This is a genomic window from Domibacillus aminovorans (genome assembly GCF_001643235.1).
GTDB lineage: Bacteria > Bacillota > Bacilli > Bacillales > Domibacillaceae > Domibacillus > Domibacillus aminovorans.
The window spans coordinates 1-24,277 of the sequence record NZ_LQWY01000016.1; the positions used below are offsets into that span (position 1 = coordinate 1).

General features: G+C 43.7%; 32 protein-coding genes and 1 tRNA gene. 25 read left to right on the forward strand and 8 right to left on the reverse strand.

Annotated features, from left to right (window positions below):
• Positions 1-359 precede the first annotated feature (359 nt).
• Positions 360-890 (reverse strand): N-acetylmuramoyl-L-alanine amidase family protein, encoded by a 531-nt coding sequence (locus AWH49_RS07265; protein WP_063965159.1) that lies wholly within the window; start codon positions 888-890, stop codon positions 360-362.
• A 133-nt stretch (positions 891-1,023) separates the two neighbouring features.
• On the opposite strand from AWH49_RS07265, the gene hprK reads away from it, so the two are divergent.
• The 21 genes from hprK to AWH49_RS19030 all read left to right on the forward strand — a co-directional run bounded on the left by hprK (position 1,024) and on the right by AWH49_RS19030 (position 19,193).
• The gene (gene hprK, locus AWH49_RS07270) at positions 1,024-1,962 is read left to right on the forward strand and encodes an HPr(Ser) kinase/phosphatase (protein ID WP_063965160.1); all 939 of its coding nucleotides are present in this window, start codon (positions 1,024-1,026) and stop codon (positions 1,960-1,962) included.
• An 11-nt stretch (positions 1,963-1,973) separates the two neighbouring features.
• The gene (gene lgt, locus AWH49_RS07275) at positions 1,974-2,801 is read left to right on the forward strand and encodes a prolipoprotein diacylglyceryl transferase (protein ID WP_063965161.1); all 828 of its coding nucleotides are present in this window, start codon (positions 1,974-1,976) and stop codon (positions 2,799-2,801) included.
• Positions 2,795-3,739 carry a nucleoside recognition domain-containing protein gene (locus AWH49_RS07280; RefSeq protein ID WP_026221748.1) on the forward strand — a complete coding sequence of 315 codons (945 nt, stop codon included), beginning with the start codon at positions 2,795-2,797 and terminating at the stop codon, positions 3,737-3,739. The genes lgt and AWH49_RS07280 overlap by 7 nt, the downstream gene beginning before the upstream one ends.
• Entirely contained in the window at positions 3,736-4,392 is a 657-nt protein-coding gene (ppaX, locus tag AWH49_RS07285) for a pyrophosphatase PpaX (protein ID WP_063965162.1), read from the forward strand. Before AWH49_RS07280 ends, ppaX begins: the two co-directional genes overlap by 4 nt.
• Positions 4,389-4,883, forward strand: coding sequence for an acyltransferase (locus tag AWH49_RS07290; RefSeq protein WP_063965163.1), 495 nt, complete (start codon positions 4,389-4,391; stop codon positions 4,881-4,883). The genes ppaX and AWH49_RS07290 overlap by 4 nt, the downstream gene beginning before the upstream one ends.
• Positions 4,884-4,975: 92 nt before the next feature.
• Positions 4,976-5,887 (forward strand): DUF4003 family protein, encoded by a 912-nt coding sequence (locus tag AWH49_RS07295; RefSeq protein WP_063965164.1) that lies wholly within the window; start codon positions 4,976-4,978, stop codon positions 5,885-5,887.
• 128 nt (positions 5,888-6,015) lie between these two features.
• Positions 6,016-7,200: an ATP phosphoribosyltransferase regulatory subunit gene (locus tag AWH49_RS07300; protein WP_063965260.1), complete on the forward strand. Its 1,185-nt coding sequence runs from the start codon at positions 6,016-6,018 to the stop codon at positions 7,198-7,200.
• Entirely contained in the window at positions 7,200-7,838 is a 639-nt protein-coding gene (gene hisG, locus AWH49_RS07305) for an ATP phosphoribosyltransferase (protein ID WP_018394568.1), read from the forward strand. Before AWH49_RS07300 ends, hisG begins: the two co-directional genes overlap by 1 nt.
• A 3-nt stretch (positions 7,839-7,841) precedes the next feature.
• Entirely contained in the window at positions 7,842-9,110 is a 1,269-nt protein-coding gene (hisD, locus tag AWH49_RS07310) for a histidinol dehydrogenase (RefSeq protein ID WP_094777151.1), read from the forward strand.
• 18 nt (positions 9,111-9,128) lie between these two features.
• Complete coding sequence (hisB, locus tag AWH49_RS20670) at positions 9,129-10,229, forward strand: imidazoleglycerol-phosphate dehydratase HisB (RefSeq protein WP_082862710.1); 1,101 nt, start codon at positions 9,129-9,131, stop codon at positions 10,227-10,229.
• The gene (gene hisA, locus AWH49_RS07325; RefSeq protein ID WP_018394564.1) at positions 10,226-10,954 is read left to right on the forward strand and encodes a 1-(5-phosphoribosyl)-5-[(5-phosphoribosylamino)methylideneamino]imidazole-4-carboxamide isomerase; all 729 of its coding nucleotides are present in this window, start codon (positions 10,226-10,228) and stop codon (positions 10,952-10,954) included. The genes hisB and hisA overlap by 4 nt, the downstream gene beginning before the upstream one ends.
• Positions 10,951-11,709, forward strand: coding sequence for an imidazole glycerol phosphate synthase subunit HisF (hisF, locus tag AWH49_RS07330; RefSeq protein WP_018394563.1), 759 nt, complete (start codon positions 10,951-10,953; stop codon positions 11,707-11,709). The genes hisA and hisF overlap by 4 nt, the downstream gene beginning before the upstream one ends.
• Positions 11,706-12,335 carry a bifunctional phosphoribosyl-AMP cyclohydrolase/phosphoribosyl-ATP diphosphatase HisIE gene (gene hisIE / locus AWH49_RS07335; protein ID WP_018394562.1) on the forward strand — a complete coding sequence of 210 codons (630 nt, stop codon included), beginning with the start codon at positions 11,706-11,708 and terminating at the stop codon, positions 12,333-12,335. Before hisF ends, hisIE begins: the two co-directional genes overlap by 4 nt.
• A 106-nt stretch (positions 12,336-12,441) precedes the next feature.
• The gene (locus AWH49_RS07340; protein ID WP_063965165.1) at positions 12,442-13,953 is read left to right on the forward strand and encodes a tetratricopeptide repeat protein; all 1,512 of its coding nucleotides are present in this window, start codon (positions 12,442-12,444) and stop codon (positions 13,951-13,953) included.
• Positions 13,954-14,052: 99 nt separating this feature from the next.
• Positions 14,053-15,009, forward strand: coding sequence for a thioredoxin-disulfide reductase (trxB, locus tag AWH49_RS07345; RefSeq protein ID WP_063965166.1), 957 nt, complete (start codon positions 14,053-14,055; stop codon positions 15,007-15,009).
• A gap of 282 nt (positions 15,010-15,291) precedes the next feature.
• Positions 15,292-15,750: an NUDIX hydrolase gene (locus tag AWH49_RS07350; protein WP_034286588.1), complete on the forward strand. Its 459-nt coding sequence runs from the start codon at positions 15,292-15,294 to the stop codon at positions 15,748-15,750.
• 21 nt (positions 15,751-15,771) lie between these two features.
• The gene (gene rapZ / locus AWH49_RS07355; RefSeq protein ID WP_051927837.1) at positions 15,772-16,653 is read left to right on the forward strand and encodes an RNase adapter RapZ; all 882 of its coding nucleotides are present in this window, start codon (positions 15,772-15,774) and stop codon (positions 16,651-16,653) included.
• 5 nt (positions 16,654-16,658) lie between these two features.
• Entirely contained in the window at positions 16,659-17,621 is a 963-nt protein-coding gene (locus AWH49_RS07360) for a gluconeogenesis factor YvcK family protein (protein ID WP_193568172.1), read from the forward strand.
• A 27-nt stretch (positions 17,622-17,648) separates the two neighbouring features.
• Positions 17,649-18,602 carry a DNA-binding protein WhiA gene (whiA, locus tag AWH49_RS07365; RefSeq protein WP_063965167.1) on the forward strand — a complete coding sequence of 318 codons (954 nt, stop codon included), beginning with the start codon at positions 17,649-17,651 and terminating at the stop codon, positions 18,600-18,602.
• Positions 18,603-18,619: 17 nt separating this feature from the next.
• A complete protein-coding gene (locus tag AWH49_RS07370) occupies positions 18,620-18,883 on the forward strand; it encodes an HPr family phosphocarrier protein (RefSeq protein ID WP_034286585.1) in 264 nt (87 codons plus the stop codon).
• 184 nt (positions 18,884-19,067) lie between these two features.
• Complete coding sequence (locus AWH49_RS19030; RefSeq protein ID WP_018394554.1) at positions 19,068-19,193, forward strand: DUF4023 domain-containing protein; 126 nt, start codon at positions 19,068-19,070, stop codon at positions 19,191-19,193.
• Positions 19,194-19,262: 69 nt separating this feature from the next.
• Here the strand turns inward: AWH49_RS19030 and AWH49_RS07375 are convergent, their stop codons facing one another.
• Together AWH49_RS07375 and sspK are read right to left on the reverse strand one after the other, a co-directional pair.
• Positions 19,263-19,442, reverse strand: a complete 180-nt coding sequence (locus AWH49_RS07375; RefSeq protein ID WP_063965168.1) for a hypothetical protein — start codon at positions 19,440-19,442, stop codon at positions 19,263-19,265.
• A 58-nt stretch (positions 19,443-19,500) separates the two neighbouring features.
• Positions 19,501-19,662: a small, acid-soluble spore protein K gene (gene sspK, locus AWH49_RS07380; protein WP_063965169.1), complete on the reverse strand. Its 162-nt coding sequence runs from the start codon at positions 19,660-19,662 to the stop codon at positions 19,501-19,503.
• Between the two features lie 452 nt (positions 19,663-20,114).
• On the opposite strand from sspK, the gene AWH49_RS19925 reads away from it, so the two are divergent.
• From AWH49_RS19925 to AWH49_RS07390, 3 genes are all read left to right on the forward strand, one after another.
• Positions 20,115-20,288 (forward strand): hypothetical protein, encoded by a 174-nt coding sequence (locus tag AWH49_RS19925; protein WP_157723681.1) that lies wholly within the window; start codon positions 20,115-20,117, stop codon positions 20,286-20,288.
• Between the two features lie 56 nt (positions 20,289-20,344).
• A complete protein-coding gene (locus AWH49_RS07385) occupies positions 20,345-20,596 on the forward strand; it encodes a hypothetical protein (RefSeq protein ID WP_063965170.1) in 252 nt (83 codons plus the stop codon).
• Between the two features lie 267 nt (positions 20,597-20,863).
• On the forward strand, positions 20,864-21,448 hold the full coding sequence (locus AWH49_RS07390) for a site-specific integrase (protein WP_063965171.1): 585 nt from the start codon (positions 20,864-20,866) through the stop codon (positions 21,446-21,448).
• A 284-nt stretch (positions 21,449-21,732) separates the two neighbouring features.
• On the opposite strand, the gene AWH49_RS07395 is transcribed toward AWH49_RS07390, so the two are convergent.
• Positions 21,733-22,335: a restriction endonuclease gene (locus AWH49_RS07395; RefSeq protein ID WP_063965172.1), complete on the reverse strand. Its 603-nt coding sequence runs from the start codon at positions 22,333-22,335 to the stop codon at positions 21,733-21,735.
• A 136-nt stretch (positions 22,336-22,471) separates the two neighbouring features.
• On the opposite strand from AWH49_RS07395, the gene AWH49_RS07400 reads away from it, so the two are divergent.
• Positions 22,472-22,828: a hypothetical protein gene (locus AWH49_RS07400; protein ID WP_063965173.1), complete on the forward strand. Its 357-nt coding sequence runs from the start codon at positions 22,472-22,474 to the stop codon at positions 22,826-22,828.
• Positions 22,829-22,887: 59 nt separating this feature from the next.
• Here AWH49_RS07400 and AWH49_RS21210 read toward each other — a convergent pair whose 3' ends face one another.
• The 4 genes from AWH49_RS21210 to AWH49_RS07415 form a co-directional block, all read right to left on the reverse strand.
• Complete coding sequence (locus tag AWH49_RS21210; RefSeq protein ID WP_425305699.1) at positions 22,888-23,076, reverse strand: helix-turn-helix domain-containing protein; 189 nt, start codon at positions 23,074-23,076, stop codon at positions 22,888-22,890.
• Positions 23,021-23,341 (reverse strand): site-specific integrase, encoded by a 321-nt coding sequence (locus tag AWH49_RS20940; protein ID WP_063965174.1) that lies wholly within the window; start codon positions 23,339-23,341, stop codon positions 23,021-23,023. The genes AWH49_RS21210 and AWH49_RS20940 overlap by 56 nt, the downstream gene beginning before the upstream one ends.
• A complete protein-coding gene (locus AWH49_RS20945) occupies positions 23,338-23,610 on the reverse strand; it encodes a tyrosine-type recombinase/integrase (protein WP_063965175.1) in 273 nt (90 codons plus the stop codon). Before AWH49_RS20945 ends, AWH49_RS20940 begins: the two co-directional genes overlap by 4 nt.
• Positions 23,611-24,061: 451 nt before the next feature.
• Positions 24,062-24,133 (reverse strand) — tRNA-Arg (locus tag AWH49_RS07415).
• Positions 24,134-24,277: the final 144 nt, after the last annotated feature.

The following is a 24,277-nucleotide window of genomic DNA, read 5'->3' on the forward strand; positions in this document are numbered from 1 at the left end:
AACTGATGTGATATATGGCCCCATATTTGATCGACCCTCCTCTCCCAGCCGTAGTATCCAATACCCGTTCTGCACACATTTTCATCATCTTTTGTGTAGCGCTGATTTTGCGCTACATGGATGGCTAACGGGTGCGTTAGTTGAACTAGAAATAAGTGGTTTTTAAGAACGAAGATAAATCTAAGTTATTCCATTAAAGGACGCTTTAATGGAATAACTTAGATTTTTTTATTTTAGGTCTTAATAATGTTTGGCTTCCTGTTTTTATTTGCGTGTTCTTGATCAAACTGAGTAACGTGCCAGAAAGCTGATTAACGCGCTGAGAAACTGAGTAACACACCAGGAAATCGGAGTAGTACTTAACAAAAAACGGGCTTAATTCCGTCTGCGATCGCCCGGGCACATGTTTGCCGATACTGACTGGTTTTTAACAATGCAGCTTCTTCCCGGTTGGTCATAAAGCCGGCTTCAATTAAAATCGCGGGCATGTTTGTTTTACGTAATACGTAAAAATTAGATGCTTTGACACCTCGATCCCGTCTGCCTGTAGCGGCTACGAGCTCGTGTTGAACAGACTGTGCGATTTTCAGTGCAGCAGCAGGACGAGATGTGTACACATATGTTTCGATGCCGTGAGCGCTCGTCCATCCTTCACCGTACGCATTCGCATGGATAGAAACATACAGATCGGCTCTTGCTTCATTTGCTTTTTGTACCCGCTTGGCAAGTGGAATATCATAGCTGTCGTGATGCACAAATAAAGTGTCCGCATTTATGTTTTCTCGCAAAAATAGTGCTGTTTCCCGGTTAAATTCATATTCACGCATTCCGTCTGGTGTCCTCTTGCCTGGCGTATTCCATCCATGTCCTGCATCGATGGCTATTTTCATCTTCAATCCATCCTCCTTTCACCGTCTATATACAGTGAAATCGCGAAAATCGAAACGGAAAGAATCGATTTTCTTAAAAACATGATACAATAATAACAATTCGTTTTGTGTGAAGAAGGAGGGGAACCACCAAATGGTAAAAGTGCGTACAGTGGATATAGTAGAAAAGTTTAATCTAGAATTAGTGAGCGGAGAAGAAGGTCTTCACCGTCCAATAAAAATGAGTGACCTGTCACGTCCGGGTTTAGAGATCGCTGGTTTTTTTGATTATTATCCAGCGGATCGTATTCAGCTGATCGGCATGACTGAACTGTCTTTTTTTCAGCGGCTTAGCTCGGAAGAAAAAAAGGAACGAATGGATAAGTTATGTGACTATGAAACTCCGGCCATTATTATCTCCCGTAATTTAAGCGTACCGATTGAATTGATTGAAGCATCTGAAATGTTTTCTGTTCCGGTGATGCGTACCAAAATGACGACGACAAAGTTTACTAGTCAATTGACGAATTATTTGGAGTCGATGCTCGCACCGACAACAGCCGTTCATGGGGTACTCGTTGATATTTATGGTATTGGAGTACTTATTACCGGCCAAAGTGGCGTCGGGAAAAGTGAGACAGCGCTTGAACTTATAAAACGGGGACACCGTCTTATTGCGGATGATTGTGTGGAGATTCGTCAGGAGGACATTGATACATTGATTGGCCAATCTCCGGAACTGATTGAGCATTTGTTGGAAATTCGCGGTCTTGGTATTATTAATGTGATGACATTGTTTGGTGCGGGAGCTGTTCTTTCGCATAAGCGCATTTCGCTCAACGTGTACCTTGAACAGTGGCACCCGAAAAAGCAATACGATCGTCTAGGTATTGAAGATGATAAGTTGAAAATTATTGATTCTGAAATTACGAAATTAACATTGCCCGTTCGTCCTGGCCGAAATTTAGCCGTTATCATTGAAGTAGCCGCGATGAACTTCCGTTTGAAGCGAATGGGTGTCAATGCAGCACAAGAATTTTCTGACAAACTGGCCGGCGTTATTAGCGAGGCCGGCATTGATGAAGAAAACTAAGGAGTGAAAAGATGGACGGGTATCCGTTAAATCCCATTGCGCTCGATCTCGGTCCGATTCAAGTACACTGGTATGGCATTATTATCGGTATCGGCATCGCGTTTGGTTTTTATTTAGCATCAAAGGAAGCTGATCGACTCGGTCTTCAGAAAGACACATTCGCTGACTTGTTAATATGGGCGATTCCCATTGCCCTTATATCAGCACGGCTTTATTATGTTTTTTTTCAATGGGAATACTATTCAGCAAACCCGGGCGCCATCATTCAAATTTGGAACGGCGGCATTGCCATTCACGGGGCACTTATCGGGTCAGTAATTACGACGATTATTTTTGCTCGAAAACGAAATATTTCATTTTGGAAAATTGTCGATATTGCGGCGCCGTCGATTATTCTTGGTCAAGCAATTGGTCGGTGGGGCAACTTTATGAATCAGGAAGCACATGGCGGTGAAGTGACAAGAAGTTTTCTTGAAAATATGCATTTGCCGGAATTTATTGTGAATCAAATGTACATTGACGGGTCTTACTATCATCCGACCTTTTTATATGAATCTGTTTGGAACATCATTGGTTTTGTGCTTCTCTTGCTTTTGCGAAAAGTGAATTTGAAACGCGGTGAACTGTTTTTAACATATGTCATCTGGTATTCAATCGGCCGCTTGTTTATTGAAGGACTGCGGACGGATAGCTTAATGCTGACGGACTTTTTACGTATTGCTCAAGTGCTCTCGCTTTCGTTAATTGTAATCGCAATAGTGCTGCTCATTTACCGCCGCTTTACATATAATCTTCCACGTTATAATGATCCATCGAATGAAGGGAAGATTGCATCTTGAAACAAACGATTATAAAAGGATTAATGACGGGATTAAAGACAACATGGACGCTCGGGAAAGTCATTTTTTCCGTTACATTGATCGTGACAATTTTACAATTTACACCGGTTTTGCCATGGATTATTCAATTAATTAGCCCGATTATGGGTATTTTTGGTTTGTCGGGCAATGCAGCCATTCCGCTCGTTCTCGGCAATGTGCTGAACTTATATGCAGCTATTGGTGCAATTTTATCGCTTGATTTAACTGTAAAAGAAGTCTTTATATTAGCGATGATGCTTTCATTTTCACACAATTTATTTATTGAATCGACGGTAGCATTAAAAGTCGGTGTGAAAATATGGATAGTACTGGCCGTTCGTCTTGGTCTCGCGTTCCTGGCAGGTGTGGTCATTAACTTTATCTGGCACGGCGGAAGTGAACTGGCCCAGTATGGCATGGTGCCAGCAGTAGAAAGTCAGCCTGAAACATGGAGTGCGATTTTTCTTCTTGGAGTGGAGAAAGCAAGCTTCGGCGTCTTGCAGCTGGCGATCATTGTTATTCCGTTGATGATCATGATACAAATGGCAAAAGATTTAAAATGGCTTGATTCGTTTTCAAGGGCAATGGCACCTGTTACACGTTTTCTTGGCATGAAAGAGAATACGTCGATGACACTCGCATCCGGCTTGTTGTTTGGACTTGCGATGGGGTCAGCAGTCATGATTCAAGCGGTGGAAGAAGATGGTGTCAGCCGGAAAGATGTAACGATTGCGTTTATTTTTCTTGTCGCTTGCCATGCTGTAATAGAAGATACTCTTATTTTTATTCCGCTCGGGATTCCGGTGCTGCCGCTCTTTTTCATCCGGATTGTGACGGCGGTTATGTTAACGCTTATCATCGCACGGCTTTGGGAGCGATCTGAAAATGTGCGGAGAAAGGAAGCTACTTATATATGAAAAATATTACAACGCTTTTGTTTGATTTAGATGGAACATTAATTAATACAAATGAATTAATCGTGGAGTCGTTTTTACATACGCTCAATCATTATTATCCAGGGCAGTACAAACGAGAAGATGTTTATCCGTTTATGGGTCCGCCGCTTATCGACACGTTTGAACAAATCGATAAAGAACGGACAATGGAAATGGTCGCACACTACCGAAAATTCAACTTGGATCAGCACGATATACTCGTTACGGAATTTCAAGGTGTATATGAAACGATTCGTATTCTTCATGAAAACAACTACAAACTGGCGATTGTGTCAACGAAAATACACGATACGATTATTAAAGGCTTAAAGCTAACGCATCTTGATCCGTTTTTTGATGTGATCATTGGACTTGATGATGTAGAAAACCCAAAACCACATCCAGAGCCTGTTGAAAAAGCGCTGGCTGCACTCGGATCAAAACCGGAAGAAGCAATCATGGTCGGTGACAACTATCACGATATTGAAGGCGGTCAAAATGCGGGTACGATGACGGCAGGTGTTGCCTGGTCATTAAAAGGACGCAACTTCTTAAACGAGTACAACCCGAATTTTATGCTTGAATCAATGACAGACTTGCTTCATATTTTGAAAGTTGGAGCAGAAAATAAATGAGACGAACGAAGCGGTACAGACTGGAAGGCGACAAAAATCCGCTGTTCCATATATACGAAACCGTTTCGTTCTGGAAAACGTTTAAAAACACAGTCGTGATTGAAATCGGCCGTTTTACGCCGACGGCACGTCTGAAAAACGAGTTGTACCGCTCCTTGCTCAGGATGAATATCGGTGAAGGCAGTGCGCTTGCTTATAAAGTGGTGCCAGATATTATGTTTCCAGAGCACATTGTGATTGGCAATAATACGATTATTGGCTATAACACGACGATTCTCGCGCATGAATATTTAACGAATGAATACCGGATTGGGCCGGTTGTCATCGGTGACAATGTGATGATCGGCGCCAATTGTACTGTATTGCCTGGTATCGAAATTGGCGACGGAGCGGTTGTGTCGGCGATGACACTTGTGAATCGTGATGTGCCAGCTGGTGCGTTTGTTGGTGGGAATCCGATGGTTATTAAACCCGTTTCAACGAAAAGTTGAAACGGGTTTTTTCATACGTTTATTGTGTGCTTTTGAAACTTATGATGATTGTATATCGTAATAAAAGGGATAATGAAAAGGGAGGAATGGATGTGGATGGAAATCTGATAGAAGAAAATGTGGCCATTTTGCGCAAAACAGCAGGGAAATGGATGGATAAACGTCTTGTTTTACTGACGGCTGCACAATTCGCCGCAAGACAAGAACAAATCGACGGACAGACGTTCACGTCTTTATCGAATAAAATTAGAAAAACAGGTTCTATTTTTTCACCGCTCAGAACGATTTATTTTCCAATGACAGGACTCCTCATGACAAAAGAGGGAGACCCGAATGAATCATTAGAAAAGCTGCTTATTTCTTATGAAACACTTCGATCAGCTGGTCTGCGATCCTCGGCCTACACGTACATTGCTGCTTTTTTGGTAGAGGATTCGATGAGACCTGAGCGCATAAAAGAGATTTTTGAGGAAATGAAACGATATCACCGTTTCTTGACTTCGTATGAAGATTATCCGGCGGCCGTTATTATGGCAAAGCGGCCAGAAAGCGCGGTGGAACTTGTTGATTCATCTGAAATGTATTACCGTTTTTTGAATGAAAAAGGTTTTTGGAAAGGAAATGACCTTCAGTTTTTGGCGAATATGCTTGTGATGGATGGCATGTTTCGCGACCAGTCGGCGGAAGCGGTCCTTCAGGCAAAAAGAGAACTGGAAATACACGGATTGAAGGTAAAAGCGATGCATTATCCGGCAATTGGCATAATCGCGCTCTCAGGGAAAATAGAGGAGACCGTGCAGATTGCCCAGGAATTAATCGACATGAAAATATTCAAATGGTCGAAGGAAATGGCGATTACTGTGGCGGCGATATTTGCTTCACAAGCATACATCGATTCTTCAGCGGGACTTACAGCAGCTGTTCAAGCGATGATTCAGGCACAACAGGCAGCGATGGCAGCTGCCACAGCTGGAGCTGTTGTGGCATCTACTTCCAGTAATTAGGATTGTAGAAATCCAATTTTTCGCCTTGACGTGAATTGTCAGAACCGTTAAAATACAGATAATGAATCTTTAGTGTATTAGCGAACTAAAGCGAAAAAATGGAAAATAATGATGGGTTGGGTGATAAAATGTCGAAGCTGTTAATGTTTGAAAAGCCTGTTGGAATGCGGGATACGTTGCCGCACATTTATGAAACGAGACGAAAATTAAAAGAAGCTGCGGAACAGGAAATGAGAAGCTGGGGCTATCGTTTTATTGAAACACCTGCGCTTGAATATCATGAAACAGTTGGCGATGCGTCAGCCATTTTAGACCGCCAGCTTTTTAAATTGCTTGATCAGCAAGGCAATACGCTCGTGCTGCGTCCAGATATGACAGCACCGATTGCGCGTGTTGCCGCGTCAAAACTGTTAAAAGAGCGTATTCCATTACGTCTTGCCTATTCAGCGAGTGTATACCGGGCGCAGCAGCGTGAAGGCGGCCGGGCAGCTGAATTTGAGCAAATTGGTGTGGAATTGATCGGTGACAATACGATTAGCGCGGATGCTGAAGTGATTGCGCTACTTGTATCCGTTATGAAAAAATCAGGCTTGGAAAATTTCCAAATTTCACTTGGACATATTCGTTTTATAGATGAATTATTCCGGCAAATTCTCGGCACAGAAGAGCGCTCTGAACAGCTGCGCCGCTTCCTTTATGAGAAAAATTATGTTGGCTATCGTGAGCACATCACAAGTTTGCCGCTTTCATCGATTGATAAACAGCGACTTTTGCAATTTTTAAACTTGTCCGGCGGCATTGATTGCCTAGATGAAGCAATAAAATTAGTCGAAGGAAGCGCAGGAAGCGAAGCGCTTAATGAATTAAAAACGGTGTATGACCGGTTAAAAGAATATAATGTTGATCAATATGTGACGTTTGATTTACCGCTCGTCAGTCATATGAGCTACTATACAGGACTTGTGTTTGAAGTATATGCAGACGGTGTAGGTGCCCCTGTCGGAAACGGCGGCCGCTACGATAATTTATTAGGGAAGTTTGGTCAACCAGCTGGTGCGACAGGATTCGGTCTTCGTGTAGACTTTTTGCTTGAGGCGTTGGAGCAATTGGAAGAAGAGGAAGGCGTTCATTGCATTTTGTTTAGCAATGAACGACGCGTTGAAGCCATTGAAGAAGCACAAAAACGCCGTGCAAATGGAGAATATGTCCTTTTACAGGATGTTGCTGGTGTGAAAGATGTGGATACATTCACACAAACGAGCAAAAATGTAACGTTTTTTGTCGGGAAATCAAGTAATGGAGGTAAAGTTTGATGTCAATGTTAACGATTGCGATGCCAAAAGGACGTATATTTGAAGAAGCAGCGGCGCTTTTACAGGAAGCAGGCTATCAGCTTCCCCCAGAACTTGATGAATCGCGAAAACTGATTATTGAAGTACCGGAAGAAAATATGCGTTTTTTCCTTGCAAAGCCAATGGATGTGGCAACCTATGTCGAACATGGCGTCGCGGATGTCGGCATTGCCGGTAAAGATGTGCTATTAGAAGAAGAACGTGATGTATATGAGTTGCTTGATTTGAAAATCAGTCCGTGCTACTTAGCTGTTGCCGGTCTTCCGAATACATCGTTAAACGAAGTCGCGCCGAAAATTGCGACGAAATATCCGAATGTAGCATCGACGTATTTTCGCGGAAAAGGTGAACAAGTCGAAATTATTAAGTTAAACGGTTCAATTGAATTAGCGCCATTAATTGGCCTATCAGACCGCATTGTCGATATTGTCTCAACGGGTCAAACGTTAAAAGAAAACGGTCTCGTTGAGTATGAAACGATCGTTGGCATTACGTCGCGTCTTATTGTGAATCCGGTCAGCTACCGGATGAAAAATGCCGACATTTCAAAGCTTGTCACCCGCTTAACGGATACGATTGCAGAAACGGCGGTGCAGTAATAGATGATTAAGCCAGAGCGGATCACAGCGGGATTGTCCATTAAACGTTCCGTCGATGCGGGAACAGAAGATCAGCAGCAGATCGTTCGTGCTATTATTAATGAGGTAAAAGAGAATGGCGACCGTGCACTTTTCGCGTATACAGAAAAATTTGACGGCGCAAAATTAACCGGCTTAAAAGTGACACAGGAAGAAATCAATGAAGCATACGAGACGCTTGATGATGAGATGATCAACATCATTCGTGAGGCAGCGGACAATATTGCGTCTTTTCATGCGAAGCAAAAACGGGAAACATGGCTATATACAAATGCGGACGGTTCTATTCTCGGACAGAAAATGACGCCGCTTGATTCAGCGGGTGTTTACGTTCCAGGCGGTACAGCAGCGTATCCATCTTCCGTTTTGATGAACGTCATGCCGGCGAAAACAGCCGGCGTTGAGCGAATTGTTATGGTGTCCCCACCAGGGCCAAACGGGAAACTTCCAGCAGGTGTGCTTGTGGCGGCTGACATTGCTGGCGTGAAAGAGATGTATAAAGTCGGCGGTGCGCAGGCGGTAGCTGCTCTTGCCTATGGAACGGAAACCATTAAAGCTGTTGACAAAATTACTGGGCCGGGCAACATATTCGTAGCACTTGCAAAACGGGAAGTGTTCGGCGATGTAGATATTGACATGATTGCGGGACCTAGTGAAATTGCGGTACTCGCTGATGAGACGGCTTCTGCGAAAGAAGTGGCAGCGGATATGCTGTCACAGGCGGAACATGACAAGAGAGCGTCTGCTGTACTCGTGACGACTTCACAAGAATTGGCGCAGGCTGTTGCGCGCGAGATTGATGAGCAGCTCGTGTCGTTGCCGCGTTCGGAAATAGCGCGTGCGTCGATTGAAGATTACGGAGCGATTTATGTAGCGGAAACAATGACAGAAGCGGTTCAAACGATTAATGAACTGGCACCGGAGCATCTTGAAATCATAACAGATGCTGCTCTTAATCTTGTGAAAGATATTAAACATGCCGGAGCGATCTTTATCGGTCGTTATTCATCGGAGCCGGTTGGCGATTATTTTGCGGGTCCGAATCATGTATTGCCAACGAACGGTACGGCTCGCTTTTCTGGTCCGTTGTCCGTCGATGACTTTATGAAAAAATCGAGTATTATTATGTACAGCAAGCAGGCATTTGATCAACATGGTGCGAAAATTGCTGCATTTGCCCGGCTTGAAGGGTTAGAAGCACATGCCCGCGCAATTGAAGCGCGTAACGATTAAAAAGAAAGAGGGTTCATAATGGGAAATCGCTATGCAGAACTGCAACGTTATACAGGTGAAACGAAAATTGACCTCGCATTTGAGGTGGACGGTGAAGGAAAGTCAACTATTGACACTGGTGTGCCATTTATGAACCATATGCTGGACCTTTTCACGAAGCACGGTCATTTTGATCTGACAGTGAAAGCAGACGGAGACGTTGATGTGGATGATCATCATACGACAGAAGATCTTGGCATTGTTCTCGGCACGGCACTTAAGAATGCGCTTGGAGATAAAAAAGGCATTAAGCGATATGGCAGCTTTTTTGTGCCGATGGATGATACGCTTGCACAGGTCGTTGTAGATCTGAGCAACCGTCCTCATTTTGAAATGCGCGGCGAATTTCCGGCGCAAAAAGTCGGCACATTTGATACGGAACTCGTGTATGAGTTTTTGTGGAAATTTGCTTTAGAAGCACGTATTAATTTACACGTCATTATTCATTATGGTCAAAATACGCACCATATGATTGAAGCGGTGTTTAAAGCGATGGCGCGCGCAATTGACGAAGCGACGACGATTGACCCGCGTGTGAAAGGTGTACCATCGACGAAAGGGCTCCTGCTGCCAGGTGTTGGTGCTTTTAAAGATGCGATGGCCAGTCTGCAGGAAAAAAAGCTCGATCAATTTATTCATAGTTATGTGGATAGCGGCCGTCCACTTCTTGGTATTTGTCTTGGCATGCAGCTTTTATTTGAAGAAAGCGAAGAAAATGGCCATTTTAAAGGGCTTGGATTGTTAAATGGGCGCGTTGTGCGTATTCCGGATCGGGATGTGGATGGTGAAAGGCTGAAAGTGCCGCATATGGGCTGGAATAAGCTTCATTTTCATCAAGAAGCACCCGTGCTGCAAGACATGGAAGAAGGGTTTGTTTACTTCGTCCACTCGTATTACGTAGACAGTATCGATGAGGCGTCACTGCTTGCGAGCGCTACTTACGGTGTTCAAGTACCTGCAGTTGTCGGCCGTGACAACGTATTTGGTATGCAGTTTCACCCGGAAAAAAGCAGTGAAACAGGCATGCAACTGCTTGCCAATTTTGCAAAAGCGATGGAACGATCGGAGGAAATGATATGAGTTTTACCATTTACCCGGCCATTGATATGCGCGGCGGCAAATGTGTCCGTCTCGTACAGGGCGATTATAATCAGGAAACGATATATGGTGATTCGCCGTTTGATATGGCAAAATCATTTGTGGAGCAGGGCGCAGAATGGATTCACATGGTAGATCTTGATGGCGCAAAAGATGGACAGCGTGTCAATGATAAGTTCGTCATTGAAGCGGCACAAAAACTCTCTGCCCGTGTTCAAATTGGCGGTGGTATCCGGACAGAGGAAGATGTCCGTCATTATCTTGATAACGGTGTCGATCGAGTCATTATTGGCAGCCTTGCTGTAAAAGAACCGGAACTCGTAAAGCAATGGCTCGGTACATATGGAGATAAAATTGCGATTGGTCTTGATGCGAAAAATGGCTATGTAGCAACACATGGCTGGTTGGAAACATCGTCTATGAAAGCAGTGGATCTTGCAAAAGAATTTGCGGATGCAGGTGCAGAAACGTTTATTTTCACCGACATTGCAAATGATGGGATGCTGTCTGGTCCAAATACAGAAGCAACAGCAGAACTTGCACGTGTGACAGGGAAAAGTGTTATTGCATCAGGCGGTGTTAGTTCTCTTGATGATTTGCGTGAACTAGCAAAATTTGAAGCAGATGGCTTATCCGGTGCCATTTGCGGAAAAGCCATTTACACGGGCCGTTTTAGTGTGAAAGAAGCGCTGGAGGTGGCGAAATGATGACAAAACGTATTATCCCATGTCTCGATGTAAAAGAAGGCCGCGTCGTAAAAGGCATTCAATTCGTTGAATTACGCGATGCAGGCGACCCGGTTGAACTGGCTCGTGTATATGATGAACAAGGAGCAGACGAACTTGTTTTCCTCGATATCTCCGCGTCAGTTGAAGGACGGAAGACGATGGTTGACGTTGTGCAGGCCGTGGCGTCGGAACTGGCGATTCCATTTACAGTCGGTGGCGGGATTAACGCACTCGATGATATGAAACGGATTTTACGTGCAGGAGCAGATAAAGTATCATTAAATACAGCCGCTGTGAACAATCCGGATCTGATCAACGAGGGAGCTGCTTTTTTCGGCTCACAATGTATCGTCATTGCGATCGATGCAAAATACGACGATGAAATGGGTACGTGGCGCGTGTATACGCACGGCGGCCGGACACCGACAGAACGAAATGTCATTGACTGGGCGAAAGAAGCGGTGGAACGGGGCGCTGGTGAAATTTTGCTGACGAGCATGGACGAAGATGGAAGCAAAAAAGGCTTTGATATTGAGCTCACAAAAGCCGTTGGCGATGCAGTTTCTGTTCCGGTCATTGCATCCGGCGGCGCCGGCAATGCGGAGCACTTCTTTGATGTATTTAAAGAAGCGAAGGCAGATGCGGCGCTGGCAGCATCGATTTTTCATTATAAAGAAACAGGTGTCGGAGAAGTTAAACAATTTTTAAGAAACATGGGGGTAAACGTCAGATGATTGAAGAAGTGAAATTTGATGAAAAAGGGCTCGTGCCTGCGATTGTGCAGGATGCGACAACGTACGAAGTATTGACGCTTGCCTATATGAATAAAGAGTCACTTGAGAAAACGATGGAAACAGGCGAAACGTGGTTTTACAGCCGTTCACGCGAGGAATTATGGAATAAAGGGGCAACAAGCGGCAATACGCAAAAAGTCGTATCAATGCAATTTGACTGCGATAAAGATGCGATCGTTGTCAAAGTAGAGCCTGCAGGGCCAGCTTGTCACCGCGGCACGACAAGCTGCTTTGATGAACCATTTTATGGCGATGAAAGCGGCTCGTTGCCCTATTCGATTTTGCAGCAGCTTGAGCAGGTAATTGCTGACCGTGAGCAAAATCGTCCAGAAGGCGCGTATACGACGTATTTATTTGAAAAAGGCGTCGATAAAATATTGAAAAAAGTTGGCGAAGAAGCATCGGAAGTCATTATTGCGGCGAAAAACCGTGATAAAGAAGAATTGCAGTGGGAAGCAGCCGATCTAATATATCACTTGCTTGTTCTGCTCCGTGAGCAAGATCTGGCGCTTGATGATGTATTATCTGTGCTGGCACGGCGACATGAAGGTAAAGGAAAAGAATAAGATCAAGCCGGCCCAGTTTAGGGGCCGGCTTTTTCTCTCTATTCTTTCAGCGTGTACCTATGATATAATGCATAAGTTAATCATATAGAACGTACGGAGGATTTTCATGGGAAATGACTCAATGAGCTGGAAAGAAAATAGGAATATTGTTCCTTTTTTTCCGACGGGAGAGTTTTACTATTCAAAAGGAATGAAAGCGCTCGAAAAACGGGAGCTGGCAAAAGCAAAAAAATACTTTTCACGGGCGATGGATTTAGAACCGCTTGAGCCGGTCATTGCCTGCCAGCTAGCCATTGTGGAAACAGAACTTGGTCATTATGAACAGTCGAATGGTCTGCTCCATTTCGTGCTCGATGATCTGGATCCGAATATGAGCGAGTGCCACTATTTTTTAGCCAATAATTATGTGCATATAGGATCGTTTAAAGACGCGTTTCGTCATGCACAAGCATATTTAGATATGAATGAAGACGGCGAGTATAGCGACGACGCAGAAGATTTGCTTGATATAATTACGCTAGACAGTGAAGAAGCTTTTGACGATTTGTACGAGCAGGATGAGATGATGGAGCTGCAAGAAGAAGCACGCTTTTTGCTTGAAAGCGGTCATTTTGCGAAAGCGGCTGCTCACCTTGAAGAATCGGTAAAAAAGTATCCTGATTTTTGGGCAGCATACAATAACTTGGCGCTCGCTTATTTTTATCTCGGACAAACTGAAAAAGCGCATCACATGTTGGATGATGTGCTAGAGAAAAATCCGGGCAACTTGCATGCGATCTGTAATAAAATCGTGTTTTATTTTTATGAAAAAAAGCAGGAACCACTTGATTATTTGGCTGATCAGCTGGCAAAAGTACAGCCGCTTATTCCCGATCAGCAGTTTAAAATCGGTGCGACGTTCGCACTTATTGGCCGTTATCAAGATGCCTACAGATGGCTGAAAAAGCTTTATAAAAATGGATTTGAAGGCGAAGCAGGCTTTTATTATTGGCTCGCCTATGCTGCACATTTTACTGGGCATCATGAAACAGCGCGCAAAATATGGAAAAAAGTCATCCGTGGCAATCCAGAAAAAGAAGGGCTCGAACCATGGAATGGCCCCCAAGAAGAAGGGGAAATACAGCGCAATCCGGAAGAGATTGTCCGTTATTTGAATGGAGAACGGGATGAAGAACGGTTATTTGGTATTTTCTTATTATCGCTTGCTGGTGATCAAAAAGAAGTCATGACTCATCCTGGATTTTGCGATATCGATCATTTGCAGCCGCATGAGAAAATTTATATGGCGGATGTGCTCGGGATGCCGGTGGACAGTTCGCTCTTTATTGAAATGAACACGCGTCTGGCGCATGATACAGCTCTTATATTATATCGCCATTTCCGACCGCTTAAGAAGGAGGAAGCGGGTCTGTTTATGATCTGGTTTTCGATCTTTTTAGAGCTTCAGTATCATAATGCAAAACTGTCGAAGCCTGACGCATTGGCAGCAGCTGTAGAATATGTCTGGCGAAAATTGCGAAGTGAATCCGTTAGCCAGTCGGATATGGCTAATCAGTATGGTGTCTCTGTTTCAACTGTACAGAAATACGCTAAATTTATTCGCGAGCACCTTCTGTGAGCATAATAATAGACGTAAATACTGAAATTCAGTACGATGAAAATATAATCTGAAAAATATGTTTATGAGTATAAATTAAAAAGCGAAGGAGAGTTGATTATGACTGCTACTGAAGAGAAAATTTATGACGTGATCATTATCGGTGCCGGTCCTGCGGGAATGACGGCGGCTGTTTATACATCACGTGCAAATCTTTCTACACTTATGATTGAGCGCGGCGTCCCTGGCGGACAGATGGCGAATACGGAAGATGTTGAAAACTACCCAGGCTATGAGCACATTCTTGGCCCTGAACTGTCAACAAAAATGTTCGATCATGCAAAGAAATTCGGTGCGGAATATGCATACGGTGATATTAAAAAAATTATCGATGGCAAAGAATATAAAACGGTTGATGCAGGCTCAAAACAATATAAAGCACGTACAATCATCATTACGACAGGTGCGCAGTACAAAAAAATTGGTGTACCTGGTGAAAATGAACTTGGCGGCCGAGGCGTATCATATTGTGCGGTGTGCGACGGTGCATTTTTTAAAGAAAAAGACCTTGTTGTGATCGGCGGCGGAGATTCTGCTGTTGAAGAAGGCGTTTATTTGACACGTTTTGCGAAAAAAGTGACAATCGTGCATCGCCGTGATGAACTGCGTGCACAAAAGATTTTGCAAGACCGTGCATTCGCAAATGAAAAAGTGGACTTCATCTGGAGTCATACGTTGAAAGAAATTCATGATAAAGACGGTAAAGTTGGCAGCGTGTCACTTGTTTCGACAGAAAATGGGGAAGAGCAAGAACTTCCAGTGGACGGTGTTTTCATTTATATTGGTATGCTGCCGCTCACGAAGCCATTCCTTGACCTCGGCATTACAAATGAAGAGGGCTACATCGTGACGAATGAAAAAATGGAAACGAATGTTCCTGGCATTTATGCAGCGGGAGATGTTCGTGAAAAAATGCTTCGTCAAATTGTGACAGCAACCGGTGATGGAAGCATCGCGGCACAAGCTGCTCAGCACTATATTGAAGAATTGAAAGAAGAAATAGGCGTTAAAGCGTAATCCGTTTTTTACACGAGCGTAATCCTTCTGAAATATGTAATTGATATAATGAACATGTAATTAGACTGCCCCCCCTGCAGATTTTTTTACATTGCGCCCGGCATTGCCCGGGCGCTTTTTGCATGTGTGAAATTACTCGCATGCAAGATCCAGTTGCTTGTCGCACCGGATCAGCCGCTCTCCGCTTTTCAAATAAACACCCGGCAGCGTTGAAGTTCTTAGAGTGTGCATATATAATAAAGGAAAGAAGTATTGGACTGACTTTGTGTGGGGGGTGTTATTGTGCAGCGTGTCACAAATTGTGTGTTAATGAAAGATGGACAAGTGCTCTTAATGCAAAAACCGCGCCGGGGCTGGTGGGTGGCACCCGGTGGGAAAATGGAGCCTGGCGAATCTGTCCGAGATGCGGTCATTCGTGAGTATCGTGAAGAAACGGGACTTTATTTACGTAATCCAAACGTAAAAGGTATATTCACCTTTATTATTAAAGACGAGGATAAAGTGCTGTCTGAGTGGATGATGTTTACCTTTTTTGCTGAGCAGGCGGATGGCTTCGCGCTGTCAGAAACGAGAGAAGGGACCCTTCACTGGAAGTCGGTTGAGGAATTGAAGGACCTTCCAATGGCAGAAGGAGATCGTCATTTGCTGGAGTATATGGTACATGGAACCGGACTGTTATATGGAGCGTTTACGTATACACCCGATTTCGAATTGATTTCATACCGTCTCGACCCAAGTTGATGAATAGAAAGGGGAATGACCATGGCAAATGATGTACAGCTTGTCATTATTACAGGAATGTCAGGTGCTGGTAAAACGGTTGCTGTCCAAAGTTTTGAAGACCTTGGTTTTTATTGCATGGATAACTTGCCGCCCACGCTTCTCCAGCCTTTTTTAACATTAATAAAAGATTCCGGACAGCAGTTGAAAAAAGTAGCCATTGTTATGGATATGCGCGGACGTGAATTTTTTGATCATTTATCGACGGCGCTTGATGAAGCAGCAGAAACACTCAATGCAGCACCAAAAGTGCTTTTTTTAGACGCTGAAGATGAAGTTCTTGTCAGCCGTTATAAAGAAACACGCCGGACACATCCACTTTCACGTGATGATCGCCCACTTGACGGCATTCATCAGGAGCGCGAACTGTTAAATGATTTGCGCGGCCGAGCACACATGATTTTGAATACATCAAAAATGAAACCAAAAGATTTACGCGAAACCATTATGCGTGAATTTTCGCCGGATAAGGAAGCATCATTTACAGTAAATGTGATGTCATTTGGATTTAAACATGGCTTGCCAATTGATGCGGATCTTGTTTTTGATGTGCGGTTTTTGCCGAATCCGCACTATATTGAGCATATGAGACCACGTACAGGGCTTGATGCAGATGTAGCAGAATACGTAATGAAATGGACGGATACGCAAAAGTTTCTTGAAAAAGTGTCCGATCTCCTCACGTTTATGATGCCACATTATAAAATAGAAGGAAAGTCACAGCTTGTCATTGCGATCGGCTGTACGGGCGGTCAGCATCGTTCAGTTGCTCTTTCTGAATACTTGGCAAACTATTTTGCGGATAATTACACGACACGGGTTACCCACCGCGATATTGATAAGCGAAAGGCTGCAAAGTCATGATGAACATGATGAACGATCCGCAGCCAAAAGTTGTTATTATTGGCGGTGGAACGGGACTGTCTGTACTACTCCGGGGACTGAAGCGCCATCCGATTGACTTGACAGCGATTGTCACAGTGGCGGATGATGGCGGCAGCTCCGGACGGCTGCGAAATGAGTTGAATATTCCGCCGCCAGGAGATATTCGTAATGTACTCGCCGCATTATCAGATGTGGAGCCGCTTGTCGAATCCCTTTTCCAGCATCGATTTTCAACAGAAAATGAACTGTACGGCCATGCGCTCGGCAATTTAATGATTGCGGCTCTTTCATCTATTACCGGTGACTTTGGCCATGCGATTCAAGAAATGAGCCGCGTATTAAATGTGCGGGGCAAAGTACTGCCAGCCGCGAATGAAAGTGTTATTCTTCATGCGGAAATGGATGATCAATCGATTGTATCAGGAGAATCGAAAATCCCTTATTCTGAAAAGAAAATCCATCGTGTATTTTTAACACCAGAGGAAATTAAACCACTCCCAGAAACGATTCGTGCGATTCAGGAAGCCGATTTAATTATCATTGGTCCAGGCAGTTTGTACACGAGTATATTGCCGAATTTATTAGTACCGGAAATCGGTGAAGAAGTATGTACCGCAAAGGCAAAAAAAGTGTATATTTGCAATTTGATGACCCAGGCGGGGGAAACGCTTGATTTTACAGCAGCCGATCATGTCAGAGCGATTTACGATCATATGAAATGTTCGTTTATTGACACGATTCTTGTTAATAAAGAACCAATCCCTGATCGTATTCAAGAGATTTATAAAGAGGAAATGGCTAAACCAGTCGTGTATGATGTGACTAAACTGGAATCAATGGGGCTTAATACCATCATTGATGACATTGTCACGTACGAAGACAGCATTATCCGACATGATACAGCGAAAGTAGCCGAAATATTAGTGCGTCTCATCCCGAAACGGTAAGTGGACATCACGAGAGGAGTGGTGATGTTGTCTTTTGCATCAGAAACGAAAAAAGAACTGACCACCATTGAAACGAGTGGATGTTGTGCGAAGGCAGAATTGTCTGCGCTCATTCGTATGAATGGCTCGCTGTCTTTTTCCAACAAACAGCTTGTCGTCAATATACAAACGGAAAATGCGGCGATTGCCCGTCGTATTTACGTGTTAATTAAACGAAACTATGAAGCGGTAGTAGAGCTTCTCGTCCGTAAAAAAATGAGATTGAAAAAAAATAATGTCTATATTGTCCGGTTAAAAGAAGCGTCAAAAGAAATACTCGATGATCTTGCCATTGTTGAAAAAGGTTTTTCATTTGTTCATCACATTTCTCATAAAATTATTGACAAAGATTGCTGCCGCCGTGCCTATTTGCGTGGTGCCTTTTTAGCAGGTGGATCCGTGAATAATCCGGAAACATCCTCTTATCATTTAGAAGTATTTTCTCTTTATCAGGAGCATAATGAAGCACTTTGTGAGTTGATGAATGCATTTCATTTAAATGCTAAACCGCTTGAACGAAAAAAGGGATTCATCACGTATTTGAAAGAGGCAGAAAAAATATCTGACTTCTTTAGTGTTATTGGGGCGCATAACGCATTAATGCGTTTTGAAGATGTACGTATTATCCGGGATATGCGCAATTCCGTAAACCGTCTTGTAAACTGTGAAACAGCAAATTTGAATAAAACGATAGGTGCTGCTTTGCGCCAGGTCGAAAATATAAAATATATTGATAAAACGGTCGGACTTGGTATATTGCCAGACCGGCTTCGCGAAATTGCAGAGCTGCGCGTTCTTCATCAAGATGTGACGTTAAAAGAGCTCGGAGAAATGGTGTCGGGAACGGCGATTAGTAAATCAGGTATCAATCATCGTCTGCGTAAAATAGATGAAATTGCCAATAAAATTCGAGCTGGAGAGCTTACATCAGCGGAAAAATAAAAAAAGGAGTGGATAAAATGGTTGATAAAAAAGTAAGCGTCCAGTTAAAATCCGGACTGCAAGCAAGACCGGCTGCCTTATTTGTACAGGAAGCGAATCGATTCAGTGCCGAAATTTTTCTTGAAAAAGACGGAAAAAAAATTAACGCCAAAAGTATTATGGGCATTATGAGCCTTGCGCTAGGACGTGGTGCAACTGTTACGATCAGCGCTGAAGGACGAGAAGAAGAAATAGCCGTCGAAACATTAGCATCTCTTGTTGAACGGGAAGAGTGGATATAAAAAAAGCTTAAAACCCTTCTGCACGGATGGATGAATGGAATAAAAGAATGGGCGCCTTGTAACACGCAAGGCGTCTTTTATCGTTCATTATTTGCAAATATAGAAAGAGCAAGCGTATACGCATGTTTCTAAAGGTTTTTGGTTAAATTAAAAACTATTCTTAATCAACAAGGAGGGAAAAATGATGGAAAAAGAGAGCACACATGATTTTGTAGAGAAATTAAATGATACAAAGCAAAAAGACGAACGGAATAAAAAGAGACAAGGTAACGGTCATCCTGATAAAAAGTTGCCGACCAAACAGCAATAACTAACTTCTGACAAATAGTAAAAACAACCACCCTATACAAAAATGAAGGGTGGTTGTTTTTGTTTAATTTTATTTGTTCCGGTATTTACTTGAATTCGTTCGCCCTCGTTCTTTTTTCAGGCTATCGAGTTCAGCTATTTCACGGGCATACTCTTCATTGACTGTATTTGATTTTGTTTTTAAATTTTTTGCTGTATGGGCTAAATGATTTCCATTGTTACTGCCTGTTTTATAATCGTTTCTTCTCATGGTCAAGCCTCCATTCAAATATTTCGTTCTTTTTAATTGAAGAAGAACTTTCTTTTACTTATGCGTCCGTTGTTCTTTGATTCGAAGCTCTCATGCGTTCTTGAGGATGTGTATTAATGGTGCCGTCTGCTCGTTTGGAAGCAAATTCTGGCTTAGCCCGTGCTTTTCCCGCTTCTCCTTTCATCGAGGTAATCGGGAAGTTTTTCGCTTTATTTCTCATTATTTCCCCTCCAGACACGTATTAGATGCACGCGTTTCCGCGTATGACTAGTATAGGTAAAAGAAATAGAATTATCATGGGACTCTTCATAAAAATCATGGGAAAAGTTCCGTGAACTAGCAGCACTTATTAAAAATGAACATAAAAAATCCCATTGTGTCGTAAAAACACAATGGGATTTGTAAACATTGACGCCCTCGGCAGGAATCGAACCTGCATTTCAAGCTTCGGAGGCTTGCGTGCTATCCGTTGACCACCGGTACATAACGATAGGAATTCGCCTACTGTCCGCAGGCCTCCACGTTGTTTTATCCACAGGCGTTTCGCGGTATTCGTTCCGAACGCCTTTTTTCCGTATCATAATAACTGATAAGGCGCATGCTGTCAATGAAGATATAAACGTTTGTTTTATACGCATATGTGCAAAATTGCGTGAAGTCAAGAAGACGTTGATGGCAGAACGTGAGCAGCGTGATCAGGCGGAAGCAAAATTAAAAGAAGCGCAGGACAAGCCGCCCAACAAAATTGAACGCAAACTCGACGCAATTACGCGGCATCCAACGTCAGCCACCGAGCCGAAAACACAGTATTGGCGCGGGTTCAAGGCGCGTTTACCATTTGCGTAAACCTTTTGCGGAATGATATTGTTACCGTATCAAAACGCGAGGGGAAGAACGCCATTATGAGTAAAAAGAAAAAACTCATCCAAAAAGAGCAGAAAACGCCAGAATCGATTCACGACATCCTAGAAAAGAAAGCCGCACGTCTTAAGCTAGAAGATACGCATGAGCGCTCCACATATCACACGGAGAAAATCTTTAGGCCGATCCTCGATCAGCTCGAAGCCAATTCGCCAGCACGCGGATTCAAGAAGGAGTTCATTAACAATGCGATCCGAAAGTCGCTGCGTGAGGATTACGGGATTGATGTTTGACGAAGGGGGCAGCCGTCAATACTCCGCATATGCCTACGTTATGGGATAGTAAGGAAAGTACATCGGCGAAACGCGCTGGCAGGACGACCGCTTAAAAAAGTTAGGAGTGCGCCATTTATCCGTAAATCCAGCTGTTAATGTACGAATTGATATATTTTCGTACATGTGAAACGTTGACATAACGCCATTGTTCGTTTGTGATTACATTAAATGTACGAAAACATATCGAATGATAATGAAATCATACTCGTAAAAGGGGCGGTTTAAATGACGAAAACTACATACAACGTTGAGCCATTACGGAAGGCCGAGGACATTGTGGAAATGAAGACGGCGCTGCTCGAAGTAGGAAATCGAAGTAAAGGCCATACAGGTGATCGTGATCGGTTTCTGTTTACTATCGGAATTAACACAGGGCTGCGCATCAGCGACATTGTAACGCTAAAGGTTGGTGACCTCCGAGGCAAGTCATACGCCACTATTATTGAGCAAAAGACCAGCAAGGCCCGCCGTCTCCCTCTAACGGCCATCAGCGCTGTTATTAACGAATACTGTGACGGCATGAACGATGATGACTGGTTGTTCCCTTCTAACCGTACAGGCGGCACGCATATCAGCACCACGCAGGCATACCGTATACTGACACGGGCAGGGAAATGGCTAGGCCTAGGCCGCGAGGACATCGGCACACATACGATGCGCAAGACGTTCGGCTACCACTATTACAAGCGCACTAAGGACGCAGCCACACTGACGGAGATATTCGGACACGCAGCGCCAAGCATAACGAAACGATACATCGGTATCAATGACGATGAGATTGCGGATTCATTAAAAGACTTCCGTTTATAATAAATATGAAGAAGCCGAACGGTTCATGCCGCTGGCTTTTTTGTGTAATTCGCTGACTCCCCAAGCTCGGCCAGCGATATGCCCTACAACTCCGTCACAAACTTAATAAATTTCAAAATTGAAGCGGGTAGTGTGGTTAGTTTCGGTGTACTTACCGCGGTAGCTGCCGGTCTCGGAGAATCGACCGCGGATGCATTACCGCATTATACAGCCGTTCAGTGGCGTTACAGCGACTATTATTACAATTGTTTAATACACGATAAAATTAAATTATTCCGTCGGGACTACTCTATGCGAGTTTCTGCTGCGTCGATGCAATTAGCCGGTGTTGCCTTATTAGCCTTCGCAATTAAGTTTATTAAATAGCCGCGATCAATGAGCTTAACGCTGGTTCTCTCCGCAAGGTTGCAGGCGTTTTTTGTGAACGTATTATTCGTTACGACCCAAGCTTCGTTTGTGCTATAGTAACCTCTGGCGCCGCTGACTTCTTGTATAGCTGAAACTCCAACCGTACTTTTGTATCGTTTAGCCTGGACAGCGATGGCCCTGACATCTTTCCGTATTATTAAATCAGTGCCGTAATCGCCACTTGCGGGGGTGTATTGAACCTTGTAGCCCATTTTCTCAAACAATACCCCTAAGTAATTCTCGAAATCGGTTCCTTTCATGACATCAATTTCTTTAATACCTAATTCAAGTATTTTTTCCCTTGCTAATTCTTTTGCGTACCAACGGAAACCAAAATACAATGCAGCAATGGCAAGGATAAACATTATAGGCTTGATAAAAACTTCTACATATTCCAGAAGCGCTAGCGCCATCACTATACCGATAATAGATATTGCAGTCTTATCGTTAAATCCGAATACCCGCCTTCTCCTAGCCAAATTGTCAGCTCCTTTGAAATTCGTTTAACCTGTATTCTTCACGCTTTTATACGGGTTTATTCTGAAAATCAAAGCAGGTAGTCCTGCTGTAGATGTCAAATATATACGATGTGTAGCAGAATGGGGGAGTTAGATAATGTTTGACATGTTGAATCTGGCAATAAATACCATGAGGAGGAGGCTGATAGACGAAGAAAGAATTTACTTTTACGAAACAGACGACGGAAAATACGAAGTACGTGACATAAGAGTGGTTCTTGGTGAAGTGCTTTCCGAACCAAGTCTAGTCAATCGTTACATGCGGTTTACAGTCGATGGTGGCCTTGTTTTTAAGTATCATCATAACGTGAAAAAATCTAATAATCTCCCTACCCAAATGACAGCACAAGAAGCTAGAAAAGTGATTGTAATGTACGCTCTGGCGGAAGTCGAATACATAGAGGAGACGAATAATATCACTTCTCATTTAGTCAGAACCAGGCCGCGAATCTAAAATAAAGACAAAAACGCCCCGCTCGAGTAGAGTAGGGGCTTTCGTTATGTATATAGTGTTTACTCGTTTTCCTTCTCATCTTCCACCAGTATCAACAAGTCGCCGATTCTGATACCCAACACCTTGCATATCTTGCCGATCGCGTCCCGATGGTACTGGACTGTTGTGTCATTATACAAGCGGCGGACAGTTTCAAATTGTAATAAGATCAGTCGCGAATATTTGCACGTACCGGCGCAACATATCAAGCGTTGAATGACCGGTTAAGCGCTGCAATAAGAAAAGATTCGTGCTGGCTTCGACTTTCAAGCGGCAAAATGTGCGACGGAAAGCGTGCGGGCTGACGCTGACATAGTTGCCAACGCCGCTGATCTTTCCGTAATACTTCAATTGATACTGAATCGAGCGCTCTGCAAATGGCGCATTATCCATACTAACGAACAAAATATCGGTATCGAGAGTCCCTCTTTCTTCTATATATAAGGCAAGCACACGGCGGAGCTGTTTTGTCATTGGAATACGGCGGGCATAACGATTCTTTGTGCGCGAACAGTAATCGCACCTATTCCGTCAAAGCTAATGTCAGGCAGTCGCAACGACGTTAATTCTTTCAGCCGGATACCTGTATGTGCCAGCGTTGTCATAATCGCAAGGTCACGCAGACCGGAAAAGGTATCCGTCTTAGGAGCGTCAAGTAAACGTTGTAATTGCTGACGGCTGAACGTGGCACCGACCTCATGACGTACCTTTAAGTTCGAGATATTCTGAACGGGATTAGTCACGGTGATGCCTTTACTTACGCAGTAGGCGAAAAACGTGCGCAATGCCCGCAGCCGAGAATTGATCGTCCGGGGCGCCCGGTGAATCCGCTGATAATATTAGATTAGCTGTTCGATGTGCTCCGCGGTCATGAGGCGTATGTTTTCAACTGGTGCGCCTAGTCCCGTGAAGGCTCGTCCGTTCTGTTTTAGTTCCTTCTCGTAATAACGGAGTGTATCGGGCGATAGCCCTTTAAGGCGGGAATGTTTATAAAACGACTCGGCAACGTCCCAATATTTCAACGGCTGCTTGGTCGTGCGGTTGGGTTTATGGAGTGCTGCGGTGGTCTTTTCATTGCGGGTGGCCTCCTCGCGGTTTTAGCGGAGGCGTAACGGGGGTAGTGGAATACCGTAATAAAATGCAAAAAGTCCCTACGTTTAAATAACGTAGAGACCGACTATCCTTATCGTATGACGCCCTCGGCAGGAATCGAACCTGCATTTCAAGCTTCGGAGGCTTGCGTGCTATCCGTTGCACCACGAGGGCATTAACAGTACATTTCAAAATTATAGAGGATGGCGGCATTAAATGCAATGATTAATTGAAAAAACATTCACAAATAGAAAAAAAACCTTGTTTAGCAGGAATTTCACAAGGAAAAGAAGAAAACGTACAAAATAGAAAAGCATT